This window comes from Phytopseudomonas daroniae, from assembly GCF_004327285.1.
Lineage (GTDB): Bacteria > Pseudomonadota > Gammaproteobacteria > Pseudomonadales > Pseudomonadaceae > Aquipseudomonas > Aquipseudomonas daroniae.
In genome coordinates, this window is record NZ_QJUI01000013.1 from 180204 (window position 1) to 195320 (window position 15117).

Sequence of the window (15117 nt, forward strand, 5' to 3'; positions counted from 1 at the left end):
CGTTGCAATGAATGTGCTGATCATTACCGCCTGTCCCAACGGCCAGGTCACCAGCGTACTGTGCTCGCGCTTGCTGCAGGCGGCGGCCCAGCGGCTGGGCTGGTCGACTCAGGTTGAAGTGCATGATCCCAGGGCGATCGGTTCGCCTCTGAGCGAAACCGATATCGCGGCGGCCGAACTGGTGCTGGTGGTCAAGACTGGTGAGCTGGATCTGCAGCGTTTCGTCGGCAAGCGCGTGGTGCAGTCCACGCCGTCCGAGGCGCTGACGGATCCACGGCAGTTTCTGCTGGCCGCTGCCGAGCAGGCGCAGGTTCTGGAAAACGCTGCGCCGGTGGTCGCTGACTCGGCTGGCAAGCCGAAACTTGTGGCGATCACCGCGTGCCCGACGGGCGTTGCCCACACCTTCATGGCGGCCGAAGCGCTGCAGCAGGCTGCCGAGCAATTGGGATTCGAACTGAAAGTGGAAACCCGAGGTTCGGTTGGCGCGCGAAACCTGCTCGATGATGCAAGCATCGCCGCCGCCGATGTGGTGCTGTTGGCCACCGATATCGAAGTCGAGACCGAGCGTTTCGCTGGCAAGAAAGTCTATCGCTGCGGAACCGGCGTCGCCTTGAAACAACCGAAGCAAACCCTGCAGAAGGCTCTGGCCGAGGGTGTGCCGCTACAGGGTGCAGCAGGGCAGCTCCAGAATGCTGAGACCGGCAAGGCCGGCAGCAAGAGCGGCCCCTACAAGCACCTGCTGACTGGCGTGTCGTTCATGTTGCCGATGGTGGTAGCCGGGGGGCTGTTGATCGCCTTGTCCTTCGTGTTCGGTATCGAGGCGTTCAAGCAGGAGGGCACCCTGCCTGCCGCGCTGATGAAGATCGGTGGCGAAGCGGCTTTCGCCCTGATGATTCCGGTGCTGGCCGGTTACATCGCCTACTCGATCGCTGACCGTCCGGGGCTGGCGCCCGGGATGATCGGTGGCATGTTGGCCAGTGCCCTCGATACCGGTTTCCTGGGTGGCATCATTGCTGGCTTCCTGGCCGGTTATCTGGCCAAAGGCCTGAATCGCTGGTTGCGCCTGCCACAGAGCGTCGAGGCGCTGAAGCCGATCCTGCTGATACCGTTACTGGCCAGCTTGGTCACGGGCCTGGCGATGATCTATGTGATCGGCACCCCGGTCGCCGGGATCATGGCGGCGCTGGAAGTCTTCCTGCAGAACATGGGCACCACCAACGCGATCCTGCTCGGTCTGCTGCTTGGCGGCATGATGTGTGTGGATCTTGGTGGGCCGATCAACAAGGCGGCCTATGCGTTTTCCGTTGGCCTGCTGGCATCGCAGAGCTATGCGCCGATGGCCGCGACCATGGCCGCCGGTATGGTGCCGCCCATCGGCATGGCCATCGCCACCGTTCTGGCACGCCGCAAGTTCAACCAGACCGAGCGCGAGGCGGGCAAGGCGGCAGGCATACTGGGGCTGTGCTTCATCTCCGAGGGGGCGATCCCCTTCGCGGCAAAGGATCCGCTGCGGGTCATTCCGGCGAGCATCGCCGGTGGCGCACTGACCGGTGCGCTATCGATGTACTTCGGTTGCAAGCTGATGGCACCACACGGCGGGCTATTCGTACTGCTGATCCCCAATGCGATCAATCATGCGCTGCTGTATCTGCTGGCTATCATAGCGGGCAGTCTGGTGACCGGCGTGGTCTACGCGCTGATCAAGCGTCCCGAGTTCGAGCCATTGACCGTCGCCGCCAAGGCCTGAAAAAGCAGCGGCCCGACATGCAGGCATGTCGGGCCGTTGAGCACTTCGAGCCTGGACGTTCAGCGGGTGCCGAACACCACCATGGTCTTGCCTTTGACGTGCACCAGGCCCTGTTCTTCCAGGGCTTTGAGTACACGGCCGACCATCTCTCGCGAGCAGCCAACGATGCGGCCGATTTCCTGGCGGGTGATCTTGATCTGCATGCCATCCGGGTGGGTCATCGCATCCGGCTGTTTGCAAAGATCGAGCAGGGTACGGGCAACGCGACCGGTGACATCGAGAAACGCCAGATCACCCACCTTGCGGGTGGTGTTGCGCAGCCGCTCGGCCATCTGCGTGCCCAGGGCGAAGAGGATGTCCGGATCCTGCTGGGTCAGTTCGCGGAACTTGGTGTAGCTCAGTTCCGCGACTTCGCATTCGGTCTTGGCCCGAACCCAGGCGCTGCGCTCCTTCTCCACGCCATCCTTGCCAAACAGGCCCATCTCGCCGAAGAAATCTCCCGGGTTGAGGTAGGCGATGATCATCTCGCGGCCATCATCGTCTTCGATCAGGATGGTGACCGAACCCTTGACGATGAAATACAGCGTTTCGCTGCGATCACCTGCATAAATGATGGTGCTCTTGGCCGTATAGCGACGGCGATGACAATGAGCGAGAAGTTTGTCGAGGTTTTTGACTTTGGGGGTAAGGGTAATAGCGACCATGCCTGAGTCCCGAATATAGAAAAATAAGCCTGTGACAGGCGTAAGTAGGTGACGCTGTCCAGACCCAAGTGCTTGACTATCTCGCAAGGCAGATGCCAGCTCTAGTGCGGGAAATGCTTGGCCTCGCCATGAAAGCAAAGGAGCCTTACATTTTCAGCAGAAGATGATGCATGCAATACGTTGGAGTCGGTAGCGCTCTGGTTGAGTATCTTGTTCTTATCAACGGTGTCGTACCTTGAAGTCAATGATTGTGCCACTAATTCGGCATCATCATGGACAGGTGATACCTGCCGACGGTCTGTTTTGTGAGGCATGGCACGTTCCGCCTGAGAACCATAGCAGCATCTACCGCTGCCGCTGGAAAAGCCACCCTGTGATAAGCTTCCAGCCTTTCAGCAAAGGAGCAGCACCGATGAAAGCGCGCGTTCAATGGGCAGGCGAAGCGCTGTTTCTAGGCGAGTCAGGCAGCGGTCACGCAGTCGTGATGGACGGGCCGCCGGAAAATGGCGGCCGCAATCTGGGTGTGCGCCCTATGGAGATGTTGCTGATCGGCCTGGGTGGCTGCAGCAATTTCGATGTGGTGAGCATCCTCAAGAAATCCCGCCAGCCGGTTGAAAGCTGTGAGGCGTTTCTCGAAGCCGAGCGTGCGACCGAGGATCCCAAGGTCTTCACCAGGATCCACCTGCATTTCGTGGTGAAGGGGCGCGGTCTGAAAGAGGCTCAGGTCAAACGTGCGGTGGAGCTCTCTGCCGAGAAGTACTGTTCGGCCTCGATCATGCTGGGCCGTGCCGGCGTGGAAATCACTCACGATTACGAAATCGTCGAACTGGGTGCTTGAAGCAAAAGGGCGATCCATGGATCGCCCTTCGAGCACGCTTCAAATCCGATAGGTGGTCTTGGTCATGACCTTGGATAGCAGCGTCATGCCCAGTTTGACCGGCGCCGGAAAGCGCGCGCCACCGGCATCCAGCGCACTGTTGGCGTGTGCCTGTTCATCGTCACGCATCTGTTCGAGGATAGCTCTGGATTTGCCGTCCTCTTCGGGGATCTGCTCCAGGTGTTCTTCCAGGTGCTTGACCACCTGATCCTCGGTCGCCGCGACGAAACCCAGGCTGACCCGGTCGCTGACCAGACCGGCCACGGCGCCAACGCCGAACGACAATCCGTAGAACAGCGGATTCAGCACGCTCGGGTGGCTACCCAACTGGCGAATGCGTTGTTCGCACCAGGCCAGATGATCGACTTCCTCATCCGCCGCATGCTCCATGGCCGCGCGAACCCGCGGCAGCTTGGCGGTTAGTGCCTGTCCCTGGTACAGCGCTTGAGCGCAGACTTCCCCGGTATGGTTGATGCGCATCAGGCCCGCGATGTGGCGGGTTTGCTGCTCATCGAGCTCTGCTTCGGGTTCGACGATGGCAGGCGAGGGGCGACTCGGTTGGCCGCTGAAGGGCAGCAGCGTACGCAGCGCCATATCGGCTTGCAGCAGCAGGCGGTCGACGGGCGAATAATGGCGGTCGTTGGCCATGGAGCTTCTCCGGCGAGGACATGAGCGGGCAGTTTACCGCAAATGGTCTGTCGTGTTCGGCGGGCTGGCGGCGGCATCGATCCGCAAACGTGTCCTGCATCTCCTGTTATGTATCCAGTGCTTGCCCGGCGTCGCTATGGGCGGGAGTATTGAGTTGCCTCTGGGGCATAAGGAGCTGCTGTGAAGAACGATATTCACGATCTGGGGTTGGTTCTGGATTCCAAGGTCAAACTGGTACTCATCGAATCATGGGATGAACGCCGGGTATTGGAGACCTTGACCAGCCTGGCGGTGCGCCGCGGCCTTGGCCTGTTCACCTGGTCGATCACCGAAGGACTGCTGCGCGCGGGCTTTGCGGGTGAGGCCTTCGCCGAGAGTGGCAGCCAGGAACCAGAGGCGGCGCTGCGCCTGATCAAGGCCGATCCTCAGGCAAGTCTTTACGTGCTCTGCGACCTGCATCCCTTCCTCGTCGACAATCCCCGGCTGGTGCGCCTGCTCAAGGAAATCGCCATGGCCGATGGCAGCCAGGCGCCTACCGTGGTGCTGGTCTCCCACGCCTGCAAGTTGCCGCCGGAAGTGCAGCGTTACGCCGCGCGCTTCAGTCTGGCGCTGCCGAGCGAGGACGAGTTGCTGGGGATCGTCCGTGACGAGGCCACGCGCTGGAGTGAGCGCAACCGCAATCGTCGCGTGCGCACCGATAATCGCACTTTGCAGCAGGTAGTGAAGAACCTGCGCGGCATGAGTCACGCCGAAGCGCGGGTGCTGGCCCGCAACCTGATTTGCGACGATGGTGCCATCACCCAGGAAGACTTGCCGGAACTTAACAAGGCCAAGTTCGAACTGCTCGACCTCGATGGTGTGCTCAGTTACGAGTACGACACCGCACGCTTCGCCGATGTCGGCGGCCTGAGCAATCTCAAGCGCTGGCTCGGCGAGCGGCAGCGGATTTTCTTCGAAGGTGAAGGTGTCGACCTACCCAAGGGCGTGCTGCTGGTTGGCGTGCAGGGCTCGGGCAAGAGCCTCGCCGCCAAGGCTGTGGCAGGTTTGTGGGGCTTGCCGCTGCTGCGTCTGGATTTTGCCTGCCTGTACAACAAGTTCTTCGGAGAAACCGAGCGCAACCTGCGTGAAGCACTGAAGCTGGCCGAGCAGATGTCGCCCTGCGTGTTGTGGGTCGACGAAATCGAGAAGGGGTTGGCCAGTGGTGATCAGGATGGCGGGGTCAGCCAGCGGGTACTCGGTACGCTGCTGACCTGGATGGCCGAGCGCAAGTCATCGGTGTTCATGGTCGCCACTGCCAACGTCATCGGTCGCCTGCCGCCGGAGCTGGTTCGCAAAGGGCGTTTCGATGAGCTGTTCTTTGTCGATCTGCCGGAGACGGAAATCCGCGCGGAGATTTTCCGCATCCACCTGCAACGCCGCGAGTTGGACGCCTCTGCATTCGACCTTGCCCAGTTGGCCACGGCCAGCGCCGGTTTCTCCGGGGCGGAGATCGAACAGGTGGTGGTCAGCGCGCTGTATGCCGCTCAGGCGCAGCAGCAATCGGTCGACCATGGATTGCTGCTGCGCGGTATTCAGGCCACGTCACCTTTGTCGGTGATCATGGCCGAACCGCTGGCGGAGCTGCGTGCATGGGCGCGCGGGCGTACGGTCAGCGCGAACTGACTGAGCGGATCAGGCGCGGCCAAAGCGTCGGTTAAGCCGTGCCGCGAAGCGGCGCACCAGCAGCCGTGGGAAGAACCGTGGTGCCAGGCTCAGCAGGCGGTTACGCCAGCCGGGAATGATGATTGCGCGGTTTTTCTCCAGGCCACGTACGGCGATAAGAGCGACCTCTTCGGCGCTCAGCATCAATTTGCCGTTTTCCAGTGCACTGGCGTCGAGGCTGGCATTGCGAAAGAACGCGCTGCGGGTTGGCCCTGGGCACAGCACCGACACCTTGACCCCATAAGGTCGCAGCTCTTCGCGCAAACCTTCGGAGAAATGCAGTACGTAAGCCTTGCTCGCGTAGTAGTTGCTCATCCACGGTCCCGGCTGGAAGGCGACCACCGAAGCCACATTGAGAATCTGCCCGCTCCCACGTCCGGCCATTACCGTACCGATGGCGTGACACAGGCGCGCCAGTGCCAACACGTTGACTTCCAATAGCTCCTGTTCGCGGCTCCAGTCCTGAGCGACGAACGCGCCGGCACTGCCGAGGCCGGCGTTGTTCACCAGCAGCTCGATGACCTGACCGTTCTGTTCCAGTTCATGCAGCAACCCGGAAAGCTGTAGCGGCTCACTGAGGTCGCAGACCCGGAACAGTACCTCGACGGAAAAACGCTGGGTCAGTTCAACGGCGATGCTTTCCAGGGCGTCGCGCTGGCGCGCGACCAGAATCAGGTTACGCCCCCGGCGTGCCAACGCTTCGGCCAAGGCAAGGCCGATACCACTGGAAGCACCCGTGACCAGGGCATAACGGGACATGGTGCTCTCCTGAAACTGTCCATGACGGGCGTATAGCCTATCCGCAACAAGCCTGTCGGTGCTGCAGTGACAACGTCGCCAGGACAAATAAATACAGTGCGAGGGGCTATAGCCCTACGTTCCGCTCACCATCTGGTCGAAGAACATGCCGAACATGGCCAGGATGGCGAAGCCGCTGAGGAACAGCATCAATAGGCCACCGATCATCAGCACCAGAAACAGGCCGGCCAGCAGATTGACTGCCAGGCTGTTGGGTGGCGGTTCCGGGCCGAAGCGATTGCTGCCGACTGTGCCGGGTACCACCAGCATGATGATCCAGAACACGCTGTTGACGATCGGCACCAGGTTCAGCAGCCATAGCCAGCCAGTCCATCCCATGTCGTGCAGGCGCTGCACGCCGATCTGTACGCTGATGACCAGCATGCCGATACTGGCGCCGATGATGAGAATACCGCCCAGGGTTTCCGACAGCAGGGTGACGGCGGACAGCGCGGCTATGACGACAGCGAAGGCGCACATCAGCACCAGCGACCAGGCCAGGTAGCGCATACGACCGATGCGCCCCCTGAACGAGGTGACTTTCAGCTCGCCGACCTGGCCAGCATGCGCGTCGATATTGGCGCGGGGCGGCGTATAGGGTGTGGGCTGGGCCTCTGATGTGTTCGGAGCCGGCTGCGCCAACGTGCTTTCGGCGAGAATCGCCTGGCGGGCCAGATACTTCTCGATGATCACGCCACAGGCCGAGCATTCAGCCGCGGCGTCCTGCTGGTGGCCGCATTTCGGGCAATCCATCGACTGCAGAGCCTGCGCTGGGGGCGGAGCGCTGGCTGCCTTCTCCTCATCCGTTTCCACCAGACTCAGGGCAGCGGCCAGATCCGGCTCCTTGCGCGCTCGGGCGCCGGCACGCTGCAGAACGGTCAGGTACTGGTTGGCTTCGTCTTCTGCCAGGTCGCGCTTCAGGGCGATGGGCCCCCTGCCGAACAGTGTGTCGATGCGGGCGCGGTCGCTCTTGAACAGGCTGGCCAGATTGGCCTTGACCGTCTCCATCGAGGTGTCGGGCATCAGGCTTCCATCGAAGACGATCTTGTAGCGGAGCTGGCTCATGCGCGCATCCTTGTCTGCACGGGATAAAATTGGCAGAGACCCTATCCCGCCGTTTGGCTGTCGGCAAGTGGTGCGGGGTCATTTTCGCATGCCGCTGAGTGGTGGTTCTCAGCTTGCTGACAGCATCGATGCTAGGGCTCGCTGATACTCGCGATCCAGGTGCGTGATCAGCTCGCTTACCGAGGGCAGGTCATCGATTCCACCTACACCCTGGCCGGCCGACCATACGGTCTTCCATGCCTTGGCTTCCTGGTCGAGCGGCTTGAGTTTGGCAGTGGCGTTGGCACCTTGCAGGTTCTGCATGTCGTAACCCGCTTGCTCCAGGCTCTGACGCATGAAGCTGGCGGGTACGCCGGAGACTGCCGGGGTGTGGATGATATCGCTGGCATGGGCCTCGATGATCATCTGCTTGTAGTCCTGCGCCGCGGCACTTTCCTGAGTGGCGACGAAGCGGGTGCCCATGTATGCCAGGTCTGCACCGAGTATTCGCGCCGCGAGGATTTCATGGCCGTGGTTGAGGCTGCCTGCCAGTAGCAGCGTCTTGTCGAAGAATTGGCGAATTTCCGCGATCAGCGCGAATGGACTCCAGGTACCGGCATGCCCGCCGGCTCCGGCTGCCACGGCGATCAGCCCGTCGACACCTGCCTCGGCTGCTTTCTCCGCATGACGGCGGGTGGTGACGTCATGGAACACCAGGCCGCCATAAGCATGTACGGCGTCGACGACCTCCTTCACGGCGCCGAGGCTGGTGATGACGATTGGCACGCGATGGGTTACGCAGATGGCCAGATCCTGTTCCAGACGCGGGTTGCTGGCGTGGACGATAAGGTTGACGGCGTAAGGTGCGCTGCCCTCTTGCAGGCCCGCTTCGATCTCCTCCAGCCAGGCCTCGAAACCGGCGCTGTCGCGTTGATTCAACGCCGGGAAGCTGCCGACAATGCCGCTGTTGCAGCACGCCGTCACCAGTGCCGGATTGGAGACCAGAAACATCGGGGCAGCGACCAATGGCAAACGTAGGCGGTTTTCCAGCAGAACGGGCAGAGACATGGTGGGGTTCCTTGGCGGCGTGTTGTCAGAACGGTTTGACTACTACCAGGATGACGATGGCGAGCAGCAGCAACACCGGGACTTCGTTGAACCAACGATAGAACACGTGGCTACGGTTGTTCTCGCCACGGGCCAGGCGCTTGTACATGGCGCCACAGACATGGTGATAACCGACCAGCAGTATCACCAGCGTCAGCTTGGCGTGCATCCAGCCTTGGCTCATCCAGCCGGGTACCAGAACCAGCAGGGTTATGCCGAATACCAGCGTGGCAATCATCGCCGGCGTCATGATGCCGCGGTACAGCTTGCGCTGCATGATGCTGAAGCGTTCGCGGCTTGGGGCATCCTCGCTCATGGCGTGGTACACGAACAGCCGTGGCAGATAGAACAGACCGGCAAACCAGCAGACCATGGCGACGATATGTAGGGCTTTGATCCACAGGTAGAGCATTGCCGTTCCTTTTGGTGATAGGTGTCTCGATACTAGTGCTCAGGAGCTCAATAGTCATCAAGACGGTTGGCCGCAGGCGGGTGCGGCTTTATGATCGGCATCTTTGTGCATATGCCCCGAGGCACCCGATGCCCGCATCCCACCTTACTTCAACGATACTGCCTGTCCGCTGCTGCGGCACGCGCAGGTGGCGTGCCTGATGTCGGGCTGGGAAGTCCGCCCCAGCAATCGCTCGCATGAGCGGCGTCTTCGTGTCGCGCTCATCCTCTTGTTGATGGCCGTGCCCAGCACTTTTTACCTGGGGAGTTGGTGGCAGGCCAGGGCGATGCAGGAGCAGGACGTCAAGGCGCAGGCGATGCAGGCTCGGCTCGACGAGCAGTCGCGGGAGTTGGACGAGCTGCGCCAGCGGATGGCAGTGTTGAGCAGTGGCGAGCAACTGGCGCAGCAGTCCAATGAGCAGAGTCGCCTGACCATCAAGCTGCTGGAAGAGCAGATATTCAAGCAGCAGCAGGAGTTGGCCTTTTATAAAGGTGTGCTGGCGCCGGATAGCAGGGCTGATGGGGTACTTATTCGCACCTTCGACATTCACCCCACCGAGGAAGCAGGTGTGTTCCGCTTCAAGATCATGCTCAGTCGCGTTGGCAAGGATGACAAGCCCATGCAGGGGCGTTTGCACGTGCAGGTGGAAGGACGTCAGGTGGGCAAGGCGGCAAGCCTTCAGCTGTCGCAATTGAGCAGCGATCTGCCGAGCGGCTCGACGGAGCAGTCGATCCCGTTCGCCTTCAAGCATCTGCAAGCGATTCCAGAAGGTGGGCGCCTCGGCGAGCTGCGGCTACCCGAAGGGTTCGAGCCGCAACAGATACGTATCAAGGCCGATGTCGAGGGTGGTAAGCCCGTCGAGCGTCAAATTGAATGGGCTGACGGATAAGTGATGGTTCGCGATGTGGAATAAAGGCAAGGGCAAGACCGATATGCAGCGTTTCACTGGCAAGACCAGTCTGATCGCGGCTGGCGCGGCGTTTCGCGGTGATCTTGAGTTTCAGGGCGCCGTACAGGTCGACGGTAGGGTACTCGGCAATATCCTCACCGGAGAAGGTCTGGTGCGGGTGAGTGTCGACGGGCAGGTTGAAGGTGAGGTGCGCGCCCCCCATGTAGTGATAGATGGCGAGATCATCGGCGATGTCTACGCCAGCCAGCACGTCGAACTGGGCCCTCGAGCCCGGGTGCGCGGTAATCTCTATTACGGCCTGATGGAAATGGCCAGGGGCGCGCAAGTCGAGGGCGGCTTGTGGCCGATCACGGAGCAGGGCAGACCGTTGGAGCTACCAGAAAGCTTGGGCGACGTACAATAGTTGACCGCTTTTCTAGGGTAAGCGGATAATATAGCGCTACATCGCAGTATGGCGCCTGGCGCCGGGAGAAAAACATGAGCGTCGAAACCTTCACCCCCACAGCAGCGATGCAATTCACGCAAGGGGCGGCAAGCAAGGTTAAGAGCCTGGTTGATGAAGAAGGCAATCCGCGCCTGAAGCTGCGGGTATTCGTCACCGGCGGCGGCTGCTCCGGGTTCCAGTACGGTTTCACCTTCGATGAAGACGTTGCCGAGGATGACACCATCATCGAGCGCGAGGGCGTCAGCCTGGTGGTCGACCCGATGAGCTTTCAGTATCTGGTGGGCGCTGAGGTGGACTATCAGGAAGGCCTGGAGGGTTCGCGCTTCGTGATCAAGAATCCCAATGCGACCACGACCTGTGGTTGCGGCTCGTCGTTCTCGATCTAAGCCTTGCCCTACTGAAAACGCCGCGCAGATGCGCGGCGTTTTTCGTTCTGGTTGCCGGGTTCAGGCCGGGTAGATCGCACCAAGCACCCGTAACCCGCGCGCCCCCGTGACTTCCGGGCGATTGCCGGGAATGCCATTGAGGCAGCAGTGGGCAAGCCAGGCGAATGCCATGGCCTCCACCCAGTCAGCCGGTACGCCATGATCGCCTGTGCTGCTGACCGTCGAGCCGGGTAGCAGTGTTTGCAGGCGGTCGATCAATGCCTTGTTGTGGGCGCCACCACCACAGACCAGCAATTCGCTGCAATTCGGTTGAGCCTGTTGCAGTGAGGTGATGATGCTCGTTGCTGTCAGCTCGAGCAGCGTTGCCTGTACATCCTCTGCTTTATATGCCGGATGTTTTTCCAGTTGCTGCATCAGCCATGGCAGGTTGAACAGTTCACGACCCGTGCTTTTCGGGCCGGTGGCCTGGAAGAAGGGGTCGTTGAGCAGTGCCCTGAGCAAACCTTCCTGTACCTGGCCGCTGGCAGCCCAGGCACCATCGCGGTCATAGGCTTGCCCGCGATGGTGGTGAATCCAGGCGTCCATCAATACGTTACCGGGGCCACAGTCGAAACCCAGCGCTGGCTTTCCTTCTTCCAGCAGGCTCAGGTTGCTGAAACCGCCCACATTCAGAATCGCCCGTACCGTGCCGGGGCTGGCGAACAGCGCCTCGTGAAAGGCTGGCACCAGCGGGGCACCCTGACCGCCTGCTGCGACATCCCGGCGGCGAAAATCGGCCACTACGGTGATACCGGTGAGTTCGGCCAGAAGCGCGGCATTGCCGATCTGGATGGTGAAACCCCGCGCCGGTTCATGGCGCACCGTCTGGCCATGGCTGCCAATCGCGCGGATGGCCTGCGGTTGCAGATGCTGTTCGCTCAGCAGGCGGTGTACGCCGTCTGCGACGAGCTGCGCCCATTGCTGCTCGGCAATGGCGGCTCGTGCGAGTTCGTCCGGGCCAGAGCTGCAGAGTGCCAGCAACTGTTCACGGAGCGAATCGGGGAGGGCTTGGTAATGATGGGCGAGCAGCCTGGTGTGCTCGCCTTGTTCGATAAGGGCGATGTCCAGCCCATCGAGGCTGGTACCGGACATCACACCGAGGTAGAGCATCGGCTTAGTGCTTGTTGAGCGCGAGCATGGTGGCTTTTTCCTGATCCATGCGCGCCATCAGCGGCTTGCTCATCTGCAGGAAGCGTTGCTTGTCCTGGCGAGCGATAGGATCGGACATCGGCAGCTTTTGGCTCAGCGGATCCACGTGAGTGCCGTTGACCTGGAATTCATAGTGCAGGTGCGGTCCGGTAGACAGGCCGGTGGTGCCGATATAGCCGATGATCTGCCCCTGCTTGACGCTACCCCCGGTACGCACGCCTTTGGCGAAACCCTGCATGTGCGCATAGAGGGTGCGGTAGCGGCTGCCGTGCTGCAGCACCACGGTATTGCCGTAGCCACCTTTACGACCTGCCAGGATGACCTTGCCGTCTCCGGCTGCCTTGATCGGCGTACCGCGTGGCGCTGCGTAATCCACGCCCTTGTGTGCACGGATCTTGTTGAGGATCGGGTGTTTACGACCATTGGAGAAGCGCGAGCTGATACGGGCAAAGTCCACCGGAGTACGGATGAATGCTTTGCGCATGCTATTGCCGTCAGCGTCGTAGTAACTGACGTTGCCCTGCTTGTCGGTATAGCGCACAGCGGTATAGGTCTTGCCGCGGTTGGTGAAGCGCGCGGAAAGAATATTGCCGGTACCAACGGATTTATCGTTGACCACCTTTTCCTGGTAGATGACTTCGAATTCGTCACCCTGGCGAATGTCCATGGCGAAGTCGATGTCGTAACCGAAAATGTTGGCCAGATCCATGGTCAGGTTGTGCGACAGACCAGCCTGCTTGGCGGAGACGAACAGCGAACTGTTGATCACGCCGTGAGCATAGGCATCACGAACATCCGGTTTGACCAGGTCACGCTTGAAGTCATAACCCTTTTCCGTCTTGCTCAGGCTGACGCTTTCCAGGTCGCTGAGTTTGCTGCGCAGGCTTTCCAGTTGGCCGTCTTCGCTCAGCAGGAACTCCAGTTCCTGGCCGACTTTGAGGCGGCTGAACTGCTTGGCTTCCTTGCTGCTATTGATCACATCATGCAGGGTATTGGCGGAAAGGCCGACCTTGCTGAACACCGTGGAAAGGGTGTCGCCATTGGCTACTGTAATGGTTTGCTTGCGGGGATCTTCTGGCGGTTGCTCGGCTACTTGTGGCTCGACATCCTGTTCTGCATTTTGCGTGTCGTTGCTGCTGCTTTCTATTTGCGCAAAGGGCGAATCAGCGGATGGCTGCTCTATGGCAACGTCCGACGAAGGCGTCGGCAGGTTCTGCTGAACCTGTTCCGAGCCGTTATCCATGTCCAGATTAAGGTAGGTTTTCTTCGCTTCTACTTCCCGGGAGGGGAATACCAGGAGGGCCAGACTTAGCAGGGCGGCTACGCCGCTCGCTGCGATGATGTGGGTTTTTGGATAGAGCGGCGGCGCTTTAGTTGTAGAGGTCATAGGGCTGCTTTTGAAGTGAAAAGATGAAGAGGAAAAAGAAGAAACTAATGAATATGCAGTAACTGTATAAAATATAACCAAATCCACCTCGAGGCAACCCTGAAGGTGATGGCTGGCGTGCCTTCGGCTTTACACTGGGCAAAACTTGTCATTTGTCCGTGATCTTGTATGGTTGGTTCCCTTTTGAATTCGGTGATTGTGAGCCCTTATGAAGTCGGTTGAAGAGCAGCTCGCGCTGATCAAGCGCGGTGCGGAAGAAGTCCTGGTTGAGGCGGAGCTGATCGAGAAGCTCAAGCGCGGCGAGCCACTGCGCATCAAGGCGGGCTTCGATCCGACAGCGCCCGACCTGCACCTGGGGCATACCGTGCTTATTAATAAGCTGCGTCAATTCCAGGAGCTGGGGCATCAGGTGATTTTCCTGATCGGTGACTTCACCGGCATGATCGGGGATCCGAGCGGCAAGAGCGCTACTCGCCCTCCGTTGACTCGTGAGCAGGTTCTCGATAACGCCGAAACCTACAAGAATCAGGTATTCAAGATCCTTGATCCGGCGAAGACCGAAGTCGCCTTCAACTCCACCTGGATGGACAAGCTGACGCCTGCCGACTTCATTCGTCTGGCTTCGCAGTACACCGTGGCGCGCATGCTCGAGCGTGACGACTTCGATAAGCGCTACACCGGCAACCAGCCGATTGCCATTCACGAGTTCCTTTACCCGTTGGTGCAGGGCTACGACTCCGTGGCGCTGCGTGCCGACGTCGAGTTGGGCGGTACCGACCAGAAATTCAACCTGCTGATGGGGCGTGAGCTGCAGCGCGCATACGGCCAGGCCTCTCAGTGCGTGGTTACCATGCCGCTGCTCGAAGGTCTCGATGGCGTGAAGAAGATGTCCAAGTCCCTGGGTAACTATATAGGTATCCAGGAAGCGCCCGGCGTCATGTACAACAAGCTGGTCTCCATGCCGGATGCCTTGATGTGGCGCTACTTCGAATTACTGAGCTTCCGTTCCATGGATGAAATCGAGCAGTTCAAGAAGGATGTCGAGGGCGGCGCCAATCCTCGTGATATCAAGATCAAGCTGGCTGAAGAGATCGTGGCGCGTTTCCACGGTGAAGAAGCCGCTGCCACTGCGCATCGTTCTGCCGGTAACCGTATGAAGGACGGCGAGTTGCCGGAAGATCTGCCTGAGGTCGAGCTTGCCTCTGCCGAGGACATGCCGATTGCAGCCCTCCTTAATAAGGCAGGGCTGGTCAAGAATGCCGCAGTCGCTCGCGACCTGCTGGGTTCTGGCGGTGTGCGGGTGGATGGTCAGGTTGTAGACCGCTCCTTCGTATTCAAGCTGGACGCAACCCATGTTTGCCAGGCCGGCAAGAAGGCTTTTGCGCGGATTACGCTGAAATCCGAATAAAGCGTAAATAACCGTTGACCTGAGAACCAGGTTGCCTATAATGCGCACCACTTCCGGCGCGGCCTGATCTGAAAATTCCTTGTTAATCAGGTAGTTAGACGAAAATAAAGGTTGCACGGACGACGAATTCGAGTAGAATGCGCCTGCATCGACAGGGTGGTTTGAGTGGCACTGTTGATGGCTCGATCAGGTTGGATCGAAAGCGGTTGAAGAGGTGGTTGACAGCGGTTTGTAACGCTGTAGAATGCGCCTCCCGCTGGAGAGAAGATGGTCTGGTGGGGTGCTGCAAGGTGTTGAGAAGAAAGAAAAAGTTCTT

15 protein-coding genes and 1 pseudogene are annotated in these 15117 nt (G+C 60.0%); 7 read left to right on the forward strand and 9 right to left on the reverse strand.

The window, feature by feature from the left end; genetic code table 11:
• Positions 1-7 precede the first annotated feature (7 nt).
• A complete protein-coding gene (locus DNK06_RS16265; RefSeq protein WP_131181040.1) occupies positions 8-1747 on the forward strand; it encodes a PTS fructose-like transporter subunit IIB in 1740 nt (579 codons plus the stop codon).
• 59 nt (positions 1748-1806) lie between these two features.
• On the opposite strand, the gene crp is transcribed toward DNK06_RS16265, so the two are convergent.
• Positions 1807-2451 (reverse strand): cAMP-activated global transcriptional regulator CRP, encoded by a 645-nt coding sequence (gene crp, locus DNK06_RS16270; protein ID WP_131181041.1) that lies wholly within the window; start codon positions 2449-2451, stop codon positions 1807-1809.
• 412 nt (positions 2452-2863) lie between these two features.
• On the opposite strand from crp, the gene DNK06_RS16275 reads away from it, so the two are divergent.
• Complete coding sequence (locus tag DNK06_RS16275) at positions 2864-3289, forward strand: OsmC family protein (protein ID WP_131181042.1); 426 nt, start codon at positions 2864-2866, stop codon at positions 3287-3289.
• A 39-nt stretch (positions 3290-3328) separates the two neighbouring features.
• Here the strand turns inward: DNK06_RS16275 and coq7 are convergent, their stop codons facing one another.
• A complete protein-coding gene (coq7, locus tag DNK06_RS16280) occupies positions 3329-3976 on the reverse strand; it encodes a 2-polyprenyl-3-methyl-6-methoxy-1,4-benzoquinone monooxygenase (protein ID WP_131181043.1) in 648 nt (215 codons plus the stop codon).
• Positions 3977-4156: 180 nt separating this feature from the next.
• Here coq7 and DNK06_RS16285 point away from each other — a divergent pair, with 180 nt between their 5' ends.
• Positions 4157-5638, forward strand: coding sequence for an AAA family ATPase (locus DNK06_RS16285; protein WP_131181044.1), 1482 nt, complete (start codon positions 4157-4159; stop codon positions 5636-5638).
• Positions 5639-5647: 9 nt separating this feature from the next.
• On the opposite strand, the gene DNK06_RS16290 is transcribed toward DNK06_RS16285, so the two are convergent.
• The 4 genes from DNK06_RS16290 to hemJ form a co-directional block, all read right to left on the reverse strand.
• Entirely contained in the window at positions 5648-6436 is a 789-nt protein-coding gene (locus DNK06_RS16290) for an SDR family NAD(P)-dependent oxidoreductase (RefSeq protein ID WP_131181045.1), read from the reverse strand.
• 114 nt (positions 6437-6550) lie between these two features.
• Entirely contained in the window at positions 6551-7540 is a 990-nt protein-coding gene (locus DNK06_RS16295) for a DUF805 domain-containing protein (RefSeq protein ID WP_131181046.1), read from the reverse strand.
• Positions 7541-7648: 108 nt separating this feature from the next.
• Positions 7649-8587: an NAD(P)H-dependent flavin oxidoreductase gene (locus DNK06_RS16300; RefSeq protein WP_131181047.1), complete on the reverse strand. Its 939-nt coding sequence runs from the start codon at positions 8585-8587 to the stop codon at positions 7649-7651.
• A gap of 25 nt (positions 8588-8612) precedes the next feature.
• A complete protein-coding gene (hemJ, locus tag DNK06_RS16305; protein WP_131181048.1) occupies positions 8613-9038 on the reverse strand; it encodes a protoporphyrinogen oxidase HemJ in 426 nt (141 codons plus the stop codon).
• 199 nt (positions 9039-9237) lie between these two features.
• Here hemJ and DNK06_RS16310 point away from each other — a divergent pair, with 199 nt between their 5' ends.
• The 3 genes from DNK06_RS16310 (at position 9238) to erpA (ending at position 10818) form a co-directional block, all read left to right on the forward strand.
• The gene (locus tag DNK06_RS16310; protein WP_131181049.1) at positions 9238-9966 is read left to right on the forward strand and encodes a DUF6776 family protein; all 729 of its coding nucleotides are present in this window, start codon (positions 9238-9240) and stop codon (positions 9964-9966) included.
• Positions 9967-9979: 13 nt separating this feature from the next.
• Complete coding sequence (locus tag DNK06_RS16315) at positions 9980-10390, forward strand: bactofilin family protein (RefSeq protein WP_131181050.1); 411 nt, start codon at positions 9980-9982, stop codon at positions 10388-10390.
• A 74-nt stretch (positions 10391-10464) separates the two neighbouring features.
• Complete coding sequence (gene erpA, locus DNK06_RS16320; RefSeq protein WP_131181051.1) at positions 10465-10818, forward strand: iron-sulfur cluster insertion protein ErpA; 354 nt, start codon at positions 10465-10467, stop codon at positions 10816-10818.
• A gap of 60 nt (positions 10819-10878) precedes the next feature.
• Here the strand turns inward: erpA and DNK06_RS16325 are convergent, their stop codons facing one another.
• Both DNK06_RS16325 and DNK06_RS16330 read right to left on the reverse strand, forming a co-directional pair.
• Entirely contained in the window at positions 10879-11967 is a 1089-nt protein-coding gene (locus DNK06_RS16325; protein ID WP_131181052.1) for an anhydro-N-acetylmuramic acid kinase, read from the reverse strand.
• Between the two features lie 4 nt (positions 11968-11971).
• The gene (locus DNK06_RS16330; RefSeq protein WP_131181053.1) at positions 11972-13393 is read right to left on the reverse strand and encodes a peptidoglycan DD-metalloendopeptidase family protein; all 1422 of its coding nucleotides are present in this window, start codon (positions 13391-13393) and stop codon (positions 11972-11974) included.
• A gap of 208 nt (positions 13394-13601) precedes the next feature.
• On the opposite strand from DNK06_RS16330, the gene tyrS reads away from it, so the two are divergent.
• Entirely contained in the window at positions 13602-14801 is a 1200-nt protein-coding gene (tyrS, locus tag DNK06_RS16335; RefSeq protein WP_131181054.1) for a tyrosine--tRNA ligase, read from the forward strand.
• 94 nt (positions 14802-14895) lie between these two features.
• On the opposite strand, the pseudogene DNK06_RS25220 reads toward tyrS, so the two are convergent.
• Positions 14896-15117 (reverse strand): annotated as a pseudogene (locus tag DNK06_RS25220) (hypothetical protein); the annotation flags it as partial.